Annotated in this window: 15 protein-coding genes and 1 tRNA gene; 1 reads left to right on the forward strand and 15 read right to left on the reverse strand. The window is 37.9% G+C overall.

Annotated features, from left to right (window positions below):
* Nucleotides 1-245: 245 nt before the first annotated feature.
* From arsC to selB, 15 genes are all read right to left on the reverse strand, one after another.
* Nucleotides 246-665: an arsenate reductase (thioredoxin) gene (gene arsC / locus AC3G7N_RS01385; protein ID WP_489420349.1), complete on the reverse strand. Its 420-nt coding sequence runs from the start codon at nucleotides 663-665 to the stop codon at nucleotides 246-248.
* Nucleotides 666-689: 24 nt separating this feature from the next.
* Nucleotides 690-1,991 carry an arsenic transporter gene (locus tag AC3G7N_RS01390; RefSeq protein WP_489420350.1) on the reverse strand — a complete coding sequence of 434 codons (1,302 nt, stop codon included), beginning with the start codon at nucleotides 1,989-1,991 and terminating at the stop codon, nucleotides 690-692.
* Nucleotides 1,992-2,003: 12 nt separating this feature from the next.
* Nucleotides 2,004-2,348, reverse strand: a complete 345-nt coding sequence (locus AC3G7N_RS01395) for an ArsR/SmtB family transcription factor (RefSeq protein WP_489420351.1) — start codon at nucleotides 2,346-2,348, stop codon at nucleotides 2,004-2,006.
* Between the two features lie 167 nt (nucleotides 2,349-2,515).
* A complete protein-coding gene (locus AC3G7N_RS01400) occupies nucleotides 2,516-3,349 on the reverse strand; it encodes an undecaprenyl-diphosphate phosphatase (RefSeq protein ID WP_489420352.1) in 834 nt (277 codons plus the stop codon).
* Between the two features lie 19 nt (nucleotides 3,350-3,368).
* On the reverse strand, nucleotides 3,369-3,983 hold the full coding sequence (locus tag AC3G7N_RS01405) for a DedA family protein (RefSeq protein ID WP_489420353.1): 615 nt from the start codon (nucleotides 3,981-3,983) through the stop codon (nucleotides 3,369-3,371).
* A 184-nt stretch (nucleotides 3,984-4,167) separates the two neighbouring features.
* Nucleotides 4,168-5,187 (reverse strand): low-specificity L-threonine aldolase, encoded by a 1,020-nt coding sequence (ltaE, locus tag AC3G7N_RS01410; protein ID WP_489420354.1) that lies wholly within the window; start codon nucleotides 5,185-5,187, stop codon nucleotides 4,168-4,170.
* A gap of 18 nt (nucleotides 5,188-5,205) precedes the next feature.
* Nucleotides 5,206-6,204, reverse strand: a complete 999-nt coding sequence (locus tag AC3G7N_RS01415) for an LLM class flavin-dependent oxidoreductase (RefSeq protein ID WP_489420355.1) — start codon at nucleotides 6,202-6,204, stop codon at nucleotides 5,206-5,208.
* Between the two features lie 136 nt (nucleotides 6,205-6,340).
* Nucleotides 6,341-6,544: a hypothetical protein gene (locus AC3G7N_RS01420; protein ID WP_489420356.1), complete on the reverse strand. Its 204-nt coding sequence runs from the start codon at nucleotides 6,542-6,544 to the stop codon at nucleotides 6,341-6,343.
* Nucleotides 6,545-6,652: 108 nt separating this feature from the next.
* On the reverse strand, nucleotides 6,653-7,261 hold the full coding sequence (locus AC3G7N_RS01425; protein WP_489420357.1) for a TetR/AcrR family transcriptional regulator: 609 nt from the start codon (nucleotides 7,259-7,261) through the stop codon (nucleotides 6,653-6,655).
* Nucleotides 7,262-7,862: 601 nt separating this feature from the next.
* Nucleotides 7,863-8,912 (reverse strand): M42 family metallopeptidase, encoded by a 1,050-nt coding sequence (locus AC3G7N_RS01430; RefSeq protein ID WP_489420358.1) that lies wholly within the window; start codon nucleotides 8,910-8,912, stop codon nucleotides 7,863-7,865.
* Between the two features lie 349 nt (nucleotides 8,913-9,261).
* Nucleotides 9,262-10,014, reverse strand: coding sequence for a class I SAM-dependent methyltransferase (locus AC3G7N_RS01435; protein ID WP_489420584.1), 753 nt, complete (start codon nucleotides 10,012-10,014; stop codon nucleotides 9,262-9,264).
* A 344-nt stretch (nucleotides 10,015-10,358) separates the two neighbouring features.
* Nucleotides 10,359-10,940 carry a DUF4256 domain-containing protein gene (locus tag AC3G7N_RS01440; protein WP_489420359.1) on the reverse strand — a complete coding sequence of 194 codons (582 nt, stop codon included), beginning with the start codon at nucleotides 10,938-10,940 and terminating at the stop codon, nucleotides 10,359-10,361.
* A gap of 202 nt (nucleotides 10,941-11,142) precedes the next feature.
* Nucleotides 11,143-11,883, reverse strand: coding sequence for a type I methionyl aminopeptidase (gene map / locus AC3G7N_RS01445; protein WP_489420360.1), 741 nt, complete (start codon nucleotides 11,881-11,883; stop codon nucleotides 11,143-11,145).
* A 222-nt stretch (nucleotides 11,884-12,105) separates the two neighbouring features.
* The gene (selA, locus tag AC3G7N_RS01450; protein WP_489420361.1) at nucleotides 12,106-13,512 is read right to left on the reverse strand and encodes an L-seryl-tRNA(Sec) selenium transferase; all 1,407 of its coding nucleotides are present in this window, start codon (nucleotides 13,510-13,512) and stop codon (nucleotides 12,106-12,108) included.
* 25 nt (nucleotides 13,513-13,537) lie between these two features.
* On the reverse strand, nucleotides 13,538-15,430 hold the full coding sequence (gene selB / locus AC3G7N_RS01455; protein WP_489420362.1) for a selenocysteine-specific translation elongation factor: 1,893 nt from the start codon (nucleotides 15,428-15,430) through the stop codon (nucleotides 13,538-13,540).
* A gap of 78 nt (nucleotides 15,431-15,508) precedes the next feature.
* Here selB and AC3G7N_RS01460 point away from each other — a divergent pair.
* Nucleotides 15,509-15,605: transfer RNA gene (locus AC3G7N_RS01460), tRNA-Sec, on the forward strand.
* Nucleotides 15,606-15,613: the final 8 nt, after the last annotated feature.

A 15,613-nucleotide genomic window follows, 5' to 3' on the forward strand; every position in this document is an offset into this window, starting at 1 on the left:
ATGCTTACTAATTGTTAATTTTTTCATTTATAATTATGCTTCTATATAAATGCCCTTTTCATTGTTGAGATATTCTTTCTTTACTAGAGACACCAAATTGATATCTCTGGTATTGAAAAAAAAGGCCCTCAAAGAGACCTTTTCCAACAGTTATCTAATCCTAACAACACAATTTTTTCTCCATCTTTGTCTAAAGTTAATTCACCCACTGAACTTCCTATCTATTTAGAATCCTGGATGATTCCTTATTTACCAGTTTTAGCAAATTTTTGAATTCGTTCACCAATTTGATCACGTACACGCTGAAAGGCCTTCCATTTTTCCTCATCCGTGCCTTCTGCTTTTGCAGGATCATCAAATCCCCAATGGTCTCTTCTTACATGAGGAGGTGTCATAGGACATTTGTCTGCTGCATCTCCACAAAGCGTGACAGCCATTGCAGCATTATTCAAAACCTCCGGGTCGATAACATCCGACTTTTGATCCGAGATGTCAATACCAACTTCATGCATTGCTTTGACTGCATTTGGGTTTAAGCCATGTGCTTCAATACCTGCACTTTTCACTTCCCATTCATCCCCTAGATGTTTTTTTGCCCAGCCCTCAGCGATTTGACTTCTACAAGAATTTCCAGTACATAAAAAATAAATGGTTTTTTTAGACATATAAATAATTCTCCTCTTCTGCTTTTATAAGATAATCCAGAGCCATAACGCCAATCCTGACAGTGTTATGAACAATGTTGGAATGGTTAGAATAATTCCGACTTTAAAATAATAACCCCATGATATTTTAAAACCTTTAAGTGATAAAACATGAAGCCACAATAATGTTGCAAGCGAACCAATAGGTGTAATTTTAGGACCCAAATCAGATCCGATTACATTGGCATAAATAAGTGCCTCTTTAATTGCACTTGTTGTTTCAACCTCTGAAATCGCTAGTGCATCAATCATGACAGTAGGCATATTATTCATAATGGAAGACAGTATGGCAGCAATAAATCCCATTCCAATGGTCGCTGCATAAAGACCTTGATCAGCAGTCCATTGAATTAGGGTCGCTAACACACTTGTTAAACCAGCGTTCTGCAATCCATACACAACTACATACATACCAACTGAGAAAAAGACGATAGCCCATGGTGCACTTTTTACAACCTCTGAAGTTTGTACAGCTGGACTTCGATTGGCCATAATAAGAAATAAAATGGCAATAATACCCGCTACAATGGATACCGGAACATCAATTATTTCACTACCAAAATAGCCCGCTAACAATGCAGCCAATACTACCCATGAAAGCTTAAACATGGATTGATCTTTTATTGCTTCTTTAGGTTCTTTTAGCTGAGACAAATCGTAGTTCCCCGGAATACTTTTACGGAAGAATAGATATAAAACAAGAATACTTGCACCGATAGAGAACAAGTTTGGAATAATCATTCTGGAAGCATATTCCACAAAACCTATCCCGAAATAGTCTGCAGAAACAATATTTACTAAGTTACTTACTATTAAAGGGAGTGAGGCAGTATCCGCGATAAAACCACTAGCCATAATAAAAGGTAAAATCATTTTTTCTTTAAAGTTTAAATTTCTGACCATTGCTAATACGATAGGTGTTAATATAAGTGCAGCACCGTCATTTGCAAAAAATGCAGCAACAACAGACCCTAATAAGATGATATAAACAAACATTCTGACGCCATTACCTTTAGCAATCCGAGCCATATGTAACGCAGCCCATTCAAAAAATCCAATCTCATCAAGAATTAAAGAAATCAAAATAACCGCAACAAATGTTAGCGTGGCGTTCCAAACAATGCCTGTAACCGTTAGTACATCCCCCCATGTGACGACACCAACTAGTAAGGCCAAAATTGCACCTCCGCACGCACTCCAACCTATACCTAACCCTTTGGGCTGCCATATGACTAGTATTAACGTTACGATGAAAATCCCAATGGCTAAGTAAATTGACAAATCCAAGTAAATTCCTCCTTAATTGCAAACAATTCGTTTACCCTCTGCTTCTAAGCAGTCCAATTTTTCTTTTTGATCCGGCATATGTTCCAATATAGTCATGACCAATGGAAAACTCTCACTCTCTTTATTTAAAGAATAAAAAATCCACTGCCCATTTCTTCTTTCTTTAACAATACCAGCGTCTCTTAACTTGCGAAGGTGTTGACTAACCGATGGCTGGCTCATTTGAAAAACTTCCACAAATTCACAAACACAACATTCATTATCTCTTAAAAGGCCTACGATTGTTAAGCGGGTTTTATCACCTAATAATTTTAGCGTTAAAGCCGCTTTTTCCATAGTAATTGTGGTTTGTATCATGTATAAAATGCCTCCTTGTTTATTCGTTTATCAGTATATAACAATTTACTTATATGATGCAACCAAATTGTTACCATCTGTGTTGAGAATCCTTATCCTGGTTTTATCCGCTTTGAATTAAGTATGATTTAATAACAAATGCCCCAACTCTATTTGGGGCATTTGTTTTAAAAGTAAATCAGATAAATTACAGCCACTAGAACAATTCGATAGGTGGCGAATGGGATTAACTTAACCTTTTCAATAATATTCAGGAAAAACTTAATCGTGATCAACGCAAAAACAAACGCACTAATGAATCCCACAATGAAAAATGGTAAAGCGTCCATCGTAAAATACTGCCAATTACCTAATAGCGATACAACACTCGCTCCCATCATGATTGGCACAGCCATGATAAACGTAAAATCTGCAGCAGTCCGGTGATTCATGCCCGTCAACACACCACCGGATATAGTAGCACCAGAACGTGAAAACCCTGGCCATAAAGAGAAGCATTGTATCAAACCTACAGTAAGTGCTTGTCTATATGTGATTTGATCAACAGTTGTGACTCGTGGTTCTTTTGGAGAAAACACATCTGCAAAGATCATTAGAATTGAACCTATCAATAATCCAATTAATACAGTTTTAACAGTAAATAAATTTTCGTCAATATAGTCATCAAATAAAAGACCTAAAATTCCAGCAGGTATCAATCCTACAATTACCTGGGTTAATTTTAAGCGACCTTGTCCTTCCGATGCTTCTGATTTGCTTCTTCCTAACCCTAACAAGTCGATAAATCGGTTTCTAAAAACAACAACAACAGCCAGTATAGAACCGAGTTGTATGACGATCTTAAATGTGTTCGCAACATACTCAGATGCTAAAAATTCTTTTGATTTCAGCCACAGATCATCTACAATAACCATATGACCAGTCGATGATACGGGAGCAAATTCTGTAAGTCCCTCAACCATCCCTAAGATAAGCGCTTTTAAAAGTTCAATTATATCCATTTTGTGTAAACTCCTTAATCTATCTTTTTCGTTTTACCAATCTATGAAGATACAATAATAAAAGTAAAACAAGTCCAGTTGCTAGTACTAGATAAGCTATAGTTGAGTAGATATCCATAAATGCAAGAATATCCTCCCACGATTCACCTAAAGCGGCACCAACAGTTACCAAAATAATATTCCACGCAAGGGTACCAATTGTTGTAAAAACTAAAAATAGCCAAAACTTCATATTAGACATGCCGGCTGGTATTGATATTAAGCTTCGTATAAGTGGGATCATTCTACAAAATAAAACTGTCCAATAACCATAACGATCAAACCAAGCGTCTGCTTTATAAATATCTTGTTTTTTAATTCGAATAATGTGTCCCCATCGATCAATGACTTTTTCCAATCGTTCTACATCAACGAGGAGTCCGATTCCATAGAGAATGATTGCTCCTATTACAGATCCTGCAGTTGCTGACAAAATAACACCTACAACAGTTAGGTTTGAATCATTAGTCAAAAACCCACCAAAGGGCAGAATTATTTCTGAGGGGATTGGTGGAAATACATTTTCCAAGGCCATCATTAAAAAAATTCCTATGTATCCAAATTGCTCCATGAAATCTGTTACCCAGTTTTGCATGTTTCCACTCCTATATTTCTCTCTAATTGAATACCTACTATTAGTAAATGCTTGTCATTAAACTAAAATAACATTAATTTCTTATTATATACTAGATCACACTGAAAAAATAATAAATATTTAATAAAAAATCAATAAAAAACGGGCTCATCTGATAGGAACCCGTCTTCAATAAAATATATAACTAGATTAGCTTATTCACCTTACCCACTACATCTTTAATTTCTTCCCGTGTCACATCAAAATGTGTGGTAAATCGTACCGTGCTTGGTCCAAAAGAGACTCCTAAAATGCCTTCCTGCTTAAGTTTAGCTAAAAATTCAGTTGAAGATAATCCAGCTTCTTTTGTATTCACCAAAATGATATTCGTATCGACATTATTTTCAATGGAAAGCCCCTTTATTTCTTGTAGGTCAGAAGCCAGGAACTTAGCATTTTCATGATCCTCAACCAAACGGTCCACCATCGTGTTTAATGCTACTATGCCTGGGGCTGCAATTATTCCAGCTTGTCTTAATCCCCCACCTAGTCGTTTACGCCATTTTCTTGCCTTTTTAATAAAGTCCTCAGATCCGGCAATAATTGAACCGACTGGTGCGCCTAGTCCTTTTGAAAGACAAAACTGCACGGTGTCTGTTTGTTCCGCATAGGTTTTTACATCCACACCAGAAGCAACCGCAGAATTGAATAACCTTGCACCATCTAGATGAACAGGGATGTTATTTTCTTGCGCAATTCTATGAATCTCTTTCATATTTTCAAGCGGAACAATTGCACCACCTGCACGATTGTGGGTATTCTCAACACAAATAAGTCCTGTTTCAGGCAGATGGATATCATCTTCACGAATCGCCGCTTTCACCAATTCCGGATCCATTACACCACGGGTACCATTAATCGTTCTAGGTTGAACACCAGCAAAAGCAGAGATAGAAGCTCCCTCATAGTAAAAAATATGTGCTTCCGCTTCTAAAATAATTTCTTGACCAGACTGACAATGCGTTAATACAGCAATCTGGTTTCCTTGTGTTCCACTTGGTACAAACAATGCTGCTGCTTTTCCAAGTTTGGCTGCTGCTAATTCCTCTAACTCTCTAAGCGTTGGATCCTCGTTATATACATCATCCCCAACCACCGCATCAAAAGCAGCCTGTCTCATTTCCAGTGTTGGCTTTGTTACAGTATCACTTCTTAAATCGATCATCATAACTCCTCCATCCATCTAATTTGAAAGCATTTTCTTTGCAATTAATTCGTATGATTTTAATCTTGCTTCTGAGCTATGGGTTATGGTCACAATCATCAGCTCATTTACATTGTATGTTTTTTGTATTTCCTCAAGCTGCTGCTTCACTTCCTGTTGATTTCCGATAATCATTTTATCCCTTGTTTTTTTGATTAATGCAAGGTCATCCGCAGTATACGGATAATTTTTTGCTTCTTCAACAGTTGGGATACCACTATCTTGACCCTCTGCCTGTTTTACACTCCACAATTGACCACTCAGGGCAAGTTCTTCTGCTTCATTTGTTGTTTCAGCACAAATCACCGAAATTGTAATAATTGCTTCTGGTTTTGTTGAACCATAATTATTAGAAAAGTCATTAACATATTTCTTCACAATCGAGGGACCATCTTGATCACTCATGAAATGACCAAATGTGTATGCCATACCTTTTTTAGCTGCTAAGATGGCACTTTTTTCGCTCGTCCCTAAAAGCCAAGGTTTGGGTAGAGTCTTCGGCACTGGTGAAGGTTTAACTTTTGCATACATATGATCTTGAGGAAAGTCGTTATCTAAAAACCTCAACAATTCATCAAGTGTATCAGGCATTTTGCGAACATTTTCTAGATAATTATCCGAGAGTGCCATGGTGGCTTCAGCAGACCCTCCTGGTGCTCGCCCAATGCCTAAATCAACACGATCAGGGTATAATGTTGCTAACAAATTATAGGTTTCAGCTACTTTAAAAGGTTTATAGTGAGGCAATAGGACTGCCCCAGAACCAATTCGAATATTACTGGTTTTAGCTGCGATAATTCCAAGCATCACATCAGGAGAAGGACAAGCTAATCCTGATAAATCGTGATGTTCAGCCATCCAATAGCGGGTATATCCCAGTCTATCACCGAGCATGGCGAGTTCGGTTGAAGCATGGAGCGCATCCTGTGCGGTCATTCCTGCTGGAATTGGCGCTTGATCTAATATGCTAAGTTGCATGGCATTACCTACTTCCGTTACTAACATCTACTGTAATTATATGGAGCATTAACCAAATAAGCAAAAAAGACCTACCAAAAAAAGCGGGAGGCCTTCCAATATCTGAATCTATGTATCCCATTCTTATGTTGGACTATTAATTTATTTCTTTTGTTCTTTGGATGAATTTCAAAAAAATTTCTTTATTCTTAAACTCCTGATTTCCGCTAATAAATGTTCTTACTTCAACTGACGTGAGCCCGATATATTTTGCAGTTATAAGAAGTTCTATCCACTCTTCGTCCAGACTATTCCCCAGTGTTTCCTTCATCGACCTCTTAATAATAACCAACTCCCCCATATTATTAAAACGACAAGGAACTTATGTTTTCATGTCTGAATTGCGAATTTCTGTTTTTATCTAGCACCAAGTCGTTCACGTTTATTACATCAATATAAACAACAACAGTTACCCATTATTTTTATTTTTGGAAATGATTCCAAATAGTAAAAGGTCGACTATATCATTTGCAAGACTTTCAGGGTCTTTTATGCCCGTAAATAATTTGGTAATAGTGAGACGCTCCATTATCCCTACTAAACTCTCAGCAACGGTTCTTAGATCAACGCTTGTTTGGAAATAGCCATCTTGCGCTTCTTTCGTGAGATTATCCGTAATTTGAGTAGCTAAATTAACTTTCAATTCTTCCGATTCTGATGCTAGAAAGAATCCAATCTTCGTTAAATTTGGGTTTTCCACAAAGAAAGAAAATATTGCAGTTAAGCCTTTTTTAATTTTTTCCGCTAACGAGGTGATTTCAATCCCTGATTCAAGACGGCTCTTCTCAACAAAACTAAACAATCTAGTTCGAAATGAATGGACCAGTTCCTGAAAAATCGCTTCCTTGCTTTGGAAATATAGGTAAAAGGTAGGTTGTGTTAACTCAGCTTTATTCACGATTGTGCTTACCTTCGTTTCATAATATCCCTTTTGAGCAAATTCCTCAGCAGCAATATTCAGTAATAAAACCTTACTATCTTCCCCGTTTGATCCTACTTTTCTACCTCTTTGACCCATAAACTACAACTCCATGTTATATTTACAAATATATTACTCATTAGTATTATCCTTCAAATGACCTAAGTAAGTCAAGATAAATTTACTGAATAGTAAAAAGACAAACGAACACTCGGATTTCGAGTGCTCGTTTGTCTTTTTACAAAGCTGTTTTAGAAAAGTCTGTTGCTATTGATATAAAATGCGACGTATAGACTGGGTTGTTTTCCGCTGCGGACCGTTGCTTTCCGCGGGCACGGCTTTAGCCTCCTCGGAAGAAAACCACTTCCTTCGGGGGCTTCAGACTCGTGCTGTTCCCGCAGGAGTCAACGGTCCTCCGCTCCAAACAACTTCCATAATAGTGGCTATTTATGCTTTAATCGATAAAGTGATACTATTTTTTCATTATTGATACCACATCAGCGGAGGAAAAACACAGAGACTCCTGCGAGAACAGCGAAGACGATGAGACCCCGCAGTGATCGGTCTTTGCAATCGAGGAGGCTCATCGCGAGCCCGCGGAAAGCGTAGTGTTTTTCCGCAGTGGTCGCAGGGCATCAAACATGATTTTTAGTAATGTCGCAAAGCAACATTCTTTACGAAAACCGCCTTAAACAATTACTTAAACAAGCGCAGAAAGTACATAATGATATAACAATTTCTCTGTATTATCTAATGATGTTTCGTGTGTACGTTCGAATGCATGAGACGAATCAATCCCAGGGCCAATAAGTCCGTGCACAACATCATGGCCTGCATAAATAGCCGCCGATGCATCTGAGCCATAGTATGGGTAAATATCCAGCTTATAGCCAATATTATTTGACTCAGCTAGCTCAACTAGGTGTTTCCGCAATCCGCAATGATAAGGTCCACTAGAGTCCTTCACACAAATCGAAACCGTGTATTCGTCTGTCGTTTGACCATCACCCATAGCACCCATATCGACTGCCAAATATTCGACGGTTTCTGGTGTTATATTTGAGTTACCCCCGTAGCCAATTTCTTCATTATTAGAAATAAGGAAATGAGTTGTATATGGAAGTGTGACAGTTTCTTCTTTTACTCGTTTTATCAATTGTAAGAGAATAGCGACACTCGCTTTATCATCTAGATGTCGAGATTTTATAAAACCATTTTTCGTTTGTTGAATGCGAGGATCAAATGAAACAAAATCTCCAACCTCGATTCCCAGTGCACGAATCTCTTTATCATTTTTAACTTTAGCATCGATTCGTACTTCCATATTTTCTTGATTACGTTTAGCTTCACCTGCATCTTTATACACATGTACGGATGTTTGGTGCATCAAAATTGTCCCTGTGTAAACCTTTCCACCAGAAGTATGAATTTCGCAATATTCACCCTCAATGGAGTTATAACCAAATCCGCCAATAAGATCAAGACGAAGCCTCCCATCCTCTTTGACTTCTTTTACCATTGCACCTAGTGTATCAACATGTGCAGTTAACATTCTGTGTTCGTCACTATTTGCTCCAGGTAACGTCGCAATTAATCCACCTTTACGATTGCGTCTTGTTTCTACTTTCAAGTCGTTTAAAAAACCTTCTACAAATTTAATTACTTTTTCGGTACTGCCAGAAGGACTTGGGATAGAGACTAACTGACTAATCAGATCTTTTGTTTCATTTATGTTTGGATATGTACTCAAACTAATAACCCCTTTCAGAATATAAGCAACTATATTTTACCGTTAAAAGATGGAGGTTAACAGTAAAAGACTCTAAATACTATTGCTAGTAGTATAAAAGTATAATAGGGACTTTTTCTTTGCTTCCTCGAAATGCTTTCGTACTTCTCTTTCTGTAAAAGTTATAAAAAAGTTTGGTTATTTTTTACTTACGTTGTTCCAAAAAAGCGCCCCGATTACGGAAGACCGTTATAGAATAACCCTGTGAACAGATATTGCCTTCAAGAATCGCACTTCGTAGAATAGGAAAAAGCGTCCCTACTTTCTTTTAGGAACGCCTCTGTTAATATTATAATTTATAAACTAAAATTTATTTATTTGAAGAAGTATTTTCCTTTTCTGCTGAGAGTATTAAAAACATAGGTCTTCGATTTTCATGCTTCATTTCAGATACACTCTTTAGCATTTCATCCGTAGGAGTTGGTTCCTTGACTGCTCTTATGTTAAATCCAACTTCAATTAAGTCATTTATATACGTCGAAATCGTACGATGATATTTTACAACGTTATCGGTCAAAAATGTTGTTTCACGCACTCCTTCTGACTGATAGTTGTCAACTGGCCAATGCAGACGATTCCCTTGGTCATCGAAATACCAATCTTGTTCACTTCGAGAAGTAAATATTGGATGTTCAACTGAGAAAACAAAAGTCCCCCCAGGCTTTAGACAATCATAGATTTTTTTGCAGATTACTTCGAACAACTTAATATAGTGAAAAGCCAACGAACTGATAACCACATCAAATTGAGAATCTGAAAAATTGATGTCTTCAATTGGCATTTTTATATATGAAATTAAAAAATCATCCGTTTTTACACGAGCTTTCTGAAGCATTTTTTCGGATATATCTACACCTACGACTGAACTTGCTTGTTCCGCGCAGGCAAATCGGCAATGCCAACCGTAACCGCATCCCAAGTCAAGAACACGCTTATTTCGCAGCTCTGGCATTAACGCTTTAAAGATTGGCCATTCTCCCGCACCCTCAAGTCCTTTTACTGATCGTGGCATCTGCTCATACGCAGAAAAGAAATCCGCATCATCATATTTGTTTTGTTTCATCATTCATACATCTCCTACGTATTAAAATAGCCTCCTAAAATTAATACCATATCTATCTAGGAGACTATTTTTCTGATAAATCACTATCCTTATGAAACACAATACTTGTATATCTAAACTACTACTAGTTTTACAGCTTTACCCCATGGCCCTTAAATGCAGGACGAACGCTGATTCCTATTAAAGAATTTCGCCCTTTAGATTAATAAATTTAATATGAGAAAGATTTTCAACAAAATGACCCTTTATGAAAAAAGGTCGCTGATCCTTACTCCGGAAATGCGCCCAATAGTTGAAAGATGAAATTTAAGCCTTTCGCAAGGTGATCCGTTCTCAATTCAAATTTAAACCCTCAGCGAGCCACGGAACCCTCTGGCACCATAGTAAGAGGACGCACCGTTGTGATACACGAAGACGTGCCCGAATCGATAATCGCAAAAAAGGGAACCGCCGAGTTCTCTAATATCAGAGGGTGTTTGCACCCAACTCGACGTTTTCATATCGAAAATTTCAAGTTTCTGCAACACTCGATATTGTTCTTCCGTTAAAAGTTCAATGCCCATGGCAGTTGCCATATCAATAGCGTTATTTTCTGGTTTATGTTTTTTCCTTGACTCCAGCCCCGCGCGGTCGTAACAAACACTTCTGCGACCTTTAGGACTTTCCGCTGAACAATCATAAAAAATGTATTCGCCCTTCTTTTTATCATGATCAACAACATCCGGTTCACCGCCAGTACTTTCCATTTCATTGAGCGACCACAGTTTTTCAGTATTAGCATCCAGCTTTTCTTGGACTTTAGCCCATTCAAGACCTTTATGGCGATTCATGTTTTTCTCAAAACGAGCCTTCAATGCTCTGAGTAATTCTTCACGTTGTTCTAGTGACAACTCCTTTTTATTGCTACTTTTATTTCTCTCTTTCATGTTAGTTCCCCCTTATTGATTTTACTTATAATGGTTTAAGTATATATAAATATTTGTTTTATAATAAATCGTTTAAGTAATTGTGTGAATTCAGTTTACAATATATATGATTAAGTAAATCCATTCCTCCGCAATCTGACCATTTAAATGAAAGTGAGCGCTAATCCTTATTACAGAAAAGCGCCCTGTCGTATTAGTACTCTTACAAGGTAGTAATAATCGGTCCTTCCTTCGTAAGAATAATCGTATGTTCGTATTGAGCCACAAAGCTTTCATCGGTTAGGAAGGTCCATCCATCTTCGGATTGGAAAACTTCCTCTTCAAATGTAGAGATAAAAGGTTCAAAGGCAATTACCATACCATTCTTTAAAATTTCGTCATCCCAGCGAGAGAAGTAATTAAAAATATGTTCCGGCGCTTCATGAATCGAGCGCCCAACACCGTGTCCAGTAAGATTTTTTATGACTGTTAAGCCATGCTTTTTCGCTACATTGTGTACAGCTTTTCCGAGCGCGCTTTTTTTCGAACCTGGTTTTGCCTTCTCAAGTCCAGCGTCGAATGCTTCTTTAGCAACGTCACATATTTTCTGTAAAATTATCTCTCCCTTCCCAACTACAAAGGAAATTCCGGTATCTGCGAAATACCCGTTTTTCGAACCTGAAACATCAATATTTACAAGGTCCCCTTCCTGAATGGTCCGTTCCCTTGGAATCCCGTGCGCTACTTCTTCATTTATGCTAATGCACGAATATCCAGGAAAATCGTATTCTCCTTTTGGTGCAGATTGAGCTCCTGCTTTTTCAAAAATATCTCCCGCAATTTCATCGAGTTCTTTTGTAGTAATTCCAGGTTTAGTACAGTGGACTAATTTATCTCGAATCGCTCCACAAATTTCACCAATTTCTCTTAATCCATTAAAATCCTCTTCAGTCTTTGCAATCATCGTGTATCCTCACTTTTTAAAGTATTTTATGATTAGTATTCCATTTAGATTCTAGTATAAACGAAACGGCTTTTTCTTCAACAAAACTGGCCCTACTGTTGAATATGCAAGTAAATAAAACCTCCGTATTAAATTTTTAATACGGAGGTTTTGTTCTTTTTTATAAACGGTTAAACTTCATTTTAAACTTACAGTTTCCGTCCGTCATGATTCCAATCGCCCTTAACCCAATAACATGAATCCTTCCATCAAATCACCCATTTCTTCTTCCGCTATTGTTCGAAAGTCAACAAGTACTTTATCCTCTTTCACTCTGGTAATAATGGCGGGATTTCCGGTTCGTAACTTTTCTGCTAGTTCATTGGTAGTGACGTTTTGATGAGAAACCGCTGCTACCATGGTTGGAAGCTCTACATCGGGCATTGTGCCGCCGCCTACTTGAGATATATCTTCTTGTATGTCAACCTCGTACAAAGTAGAACATTTCCTTAACTGTTTCATAAAGGTCTCAACTTGTCCGTGGATTTCATCTAAAGATTTAATAATATCGCGTACAGTTGGAAGCTCATGAATCCCGTTTTGTTCAGACAAGTATACTTTCAGCGTTTGCTCTAATGCTGCAAATGTCATTTTATCGACGCGAAGTACTCTAGCTAATTGATGTTTTTTCAGTTTTTGAATTAGCTCTTTCCTGCCGACTATTATCCCTGCCTGCGGCCCACCTAACAACTTATCACCACTGAAAGATACGAGATCAACTCCCGATTCTAATACTTCTCTTACTACAGGCTCGTCCCCTATACCAATCTTTTTAAAGTCGTATAAGGAACCGCTTCCCAAATCCTCATAAAAAATAAGGTTCGGATGCTCTTTTTTTAGAGCCGTAAGATCTTTTGTATCTACTGATTCGGTAAAACCGACTGTTTTAAAATTACTTGTATGCACTTTTAAAATCATAGAGGTGCCCTCATTAATTGCATCCTCGTAATCGTAAACATGTGTTTTATTAGTTGTTCCGACCTCAACAAGCCTTGCACCGCTTTCCTCCATAATGGATGAAATGCGGAATGAACCACCAATTTCAACAAGCTGCCCGCGAGAAACAACTACTTCTCCTTCTTTCGCTAATGCTCGAAGTGTGAGAAATACAGCTGCAGCATTGTTATTGACAACCATTGCTGCTTCAGCGCCAGTAACCTTTATTAATAAGTCCTCAATAATATCATGCCTGGAACCGCGTTTACCTTCCGTTAATCGATACTCTAAATTTGAATAACTAGATGCAACTTCATTAACATGCTTGATCGCATTATCACTCAACCGTGCCCTGCCTAAATTGGTATGTAGCACGGTACCTGTCCCGTTAATCACTTTGGTTAAGCGATCTTTTACAAAGTAGTTTACTTTTTCTTCCGCAACATCTAAAATCATTTGCAAAAAATGTTCTTTAGAACATTTTTTGGTTGGTATATGTCCATCTACCAGCTTCTTTCGTATATGATCCGTGGCTTCCTGAACAATTTCCTTAAGATGTTCATTTGATAAACTCGCAGAATGACGTATTATTACATATCGTTCATTTTTTTGTATTTCATGAATGGGTGGCAATTCCCGTAAAAATTGTTTCATTCTTCAACCTCCAGACCTTTAGCATCTAATTCCATACGCGCACATCATCTTTACGACTAGTTATTTTCAACCTATCCAATAACTCCAAAAGCGGGATTAGGTATTTGCGGGAAATTTCCAGAGCATCTTTGGCTTCATTTAATTTAAATGAATTCTCCGTTTGCTCTTTCAGTTTAGTTAAAGCAAGCTCAACAGCTGCTTGATGGATCAGCATATCTTCCGTTAATTGGTGTACTTGTTTCGTATGAAGCAAGTACCCACTTAATTCGTTCGCATCCTCTTTTGAGAGGGGTGTTGTTTTGATATACTCTTGCCATTTTCCGGGTGTAATTCCATCGCTTTCAACCTTAGCAATTACCTGATCCATTCTAGTTTCCCATTTTTTCGGCAAATGAGGTTGAAATGAGGATAAAGCAAGAAATTGAGCCGGTTTATAAAGCGTATTCTCCGTAATAAGCCTATTTAAACAATAATCAATAAACGCTTTTGGATAGCGTTTGCTTAATACCTGCACAAGTTCTGCCTTACCCATGCCTTGTCTCATTGGAAACTTTTCATGATAGCTTTCTAGTTCACTTGTAACTTCACTTTTCAATTTAGTAAAGGACTTCATCAAAGCATATCTGTTCCCAGGTAATTCCAGTATCATACCGTTTGTTACTCCCGTTGCAAGTGCAGTCTTTATTTCGGTTTCTTCTATTGATGTTAATTGGGTAAGCTTCTTCTTGTCCAAGAGCTTGTGTTTTAATAAAACATCCTGTATCAGATCTTCTGATGTTCCTTCTTTTTTATTTTCTAGCATCTTTATCGTTTCGTCTCCAAATCGATATTTTTTACCGTTTGGTTGGATCACCCATCCGCCACCAAGCGTTTCCACCGGAGTTGGACGCCTTAGAATAAACCGATCTCCGCGACGGATCACAACGTCTTCTTCCAACCTGATTTGACAAAGCACTTCTTCTGTCTCCTGCTTTACTTCATTGCGATCAAAAAACACGATCTTACCTGATACTTCTGAAGTTCCAATATATACGCGGACAGGCGATCTTTGTTTAAGTGGTGACGATAATTCATCAACAAACTTAATCGTGACATCTATTGTATTTGATCGTAAAAAGTGATCCGAATCAACAAGTACATCGCCACGACGAATATCCTCTTTGTCTGCTCCACCAAGATTAATTGCGGTTCGTTGACCAGCTCGCGCTTGATCCATCTCTTTATGGTGTACTTGTATTTGTCTTGCTTTTACTTTATGGCCTTTAGGCAGGATTGTTAGCTGACTCCCCTTATGAACAAGTCCTTCATAGATAGTACCTCTGACAATCGTCCCTTGTCCTTGAACTGTGAACACTTGGTCAATTGGCAATCGAAACGACCCAGAATCATTACGTTTTTCTACTGATTTTAATTCGGTGAAAATCACCTCTCTTAATTGATCTACACCTTTACCAGACACGCTGTCAACGTATACAAAAGGAGCCTTCTTAAAAATGGAACCTGCTAATCCATCTTTTATATCTTCTTCAACGATTTCCAATAAGTCCTGCTCTACTTGATCTACCTTAGATATGGCTACTATACACCGCTCTACACCTAAAAATTCCAAGATTTCTACATGTTCTTTCGTTTGAGGCATAACTCCCTCGTCTGCTGCAATGACCAATACGACTAGGTCAATCCCAGCAACACCTGCAATCATTTGCCTGATAAAACGTTCATGTCCAGGCACGTCTACTATTGAAACTTGAACTCCATCATTCGTTTGTATAGGCGCAAACCCTAATTCAATTGATATATTTCTTTCTTTTTCTGCTTTCAAACGATCCGTATCAACATTAGTTAACGCTTTAGTCAACGTTGTTTTACCATGATCAATATGCCCAGCCATCCCGATCGTAAAATATGAAGTATCCATCTTATACTACCTACTTTCCAAAGCTGTTTTCTTGATATAAAAATCAAATTCTGTATATAATTTAGAAGTGTTCATTATGGGGTTGGATGGGTGACTGGTGTCCCCCTGGGTCTTCAAAACCCTGAGGGAGGCGCGTGCCGTCTCCGGTGGGTTCGATTCCCACACAGTCCCGCCATAAACAAA

Source organism: Virgibacillus carmonensis (assembly GCF_057836705.1).

Coding starts and splice junctions, on each gene's coding strand:
- AC3G7N_RS01400 (WP_489420352.1), bottom strand. CDS start 3,349: ATGGATATAATTGAACTTTTAAAAGCGCTTATCTTAGGGATGGTTGAG.
- AC3G7N_RS01405 (WP_489420353.1), bottom strand. CDS start 3,983: ATGCAAAACTGGGTAACAGATTTCATGGAGCAATTTGGATACATAGGA.
- AC3G7N_RS01435 (WP_489420584.1), bottom strand. CDS start 10,014: ATGAAACAAAACAAATATGATGATGCGGATTTCTTTTCTGCGTATGAG.
- AC3G7N_RS01395 (WP_489420351.1), bottom strand. CDS start 2,348: ATGATACAAACCACAATTACTATGGAAAAAGCGGCTTTAACGCTAAAA.
- arsC (WP_489420349.1), bottom strand. CDS start 665: ATGTCTAAAAAAACCATTTATTTTTTATGTACTGGAAATTCTTGTAGA.
- AC3G7N_RS01415 (WP_489420355.1), bottom strand. CDS start 6,204: ATGCAACTTAGCATATTAGATCAAGCGCCAATTCCAGCAGGAATGACC.
- selB (WP_489420362.1), bottom strand. CDS start 15,430: ATGGATACTTCATATTTTACGATCGGGATGGCTGGGCATATTGATCAT.
- ltaE (WP_489420354.1), bottom strand. CDS start 5,187: ATGATCGATTTAAGAAGTGATACTGTAACAAAGCCAACACTGGAAATG.
- selA (WP_489420361.1), bottom strand. CDS start 13,512: ATGAAACAATTTTTACGGGAATTGCCACCCATTCATGAAATACAAAAA.
- AC3G7N_RS01440 (WP_489420359.1), bottom strand. CDS start 10,940: ATGAAAGAGAGAAATAAAAGTAGCAATAAAAAGGAGTTGTCACTAGAA.
- AC3G7N_RS01420 (WP_489420356.1), bottom strand. CDS start 6,544: ATGGGGGAGTTGGTTATTATTAAGAGGTCGATGAAGGAAACACTGGGG.
- AC3G7N_RS01425 (WP_489420357.1), bottom strand. CDS start 7,261: ATGGGTCAAAGAGGTAGAAAAGTAGGATCAAACGGGGAAGATAGTAAG.
- map (WP_489420360.1), bottom strand. CDS start 11,883: ATGATTGCAAAGACTGAAGAGGATTTTAATGGATTAAGAGAAATTGGT.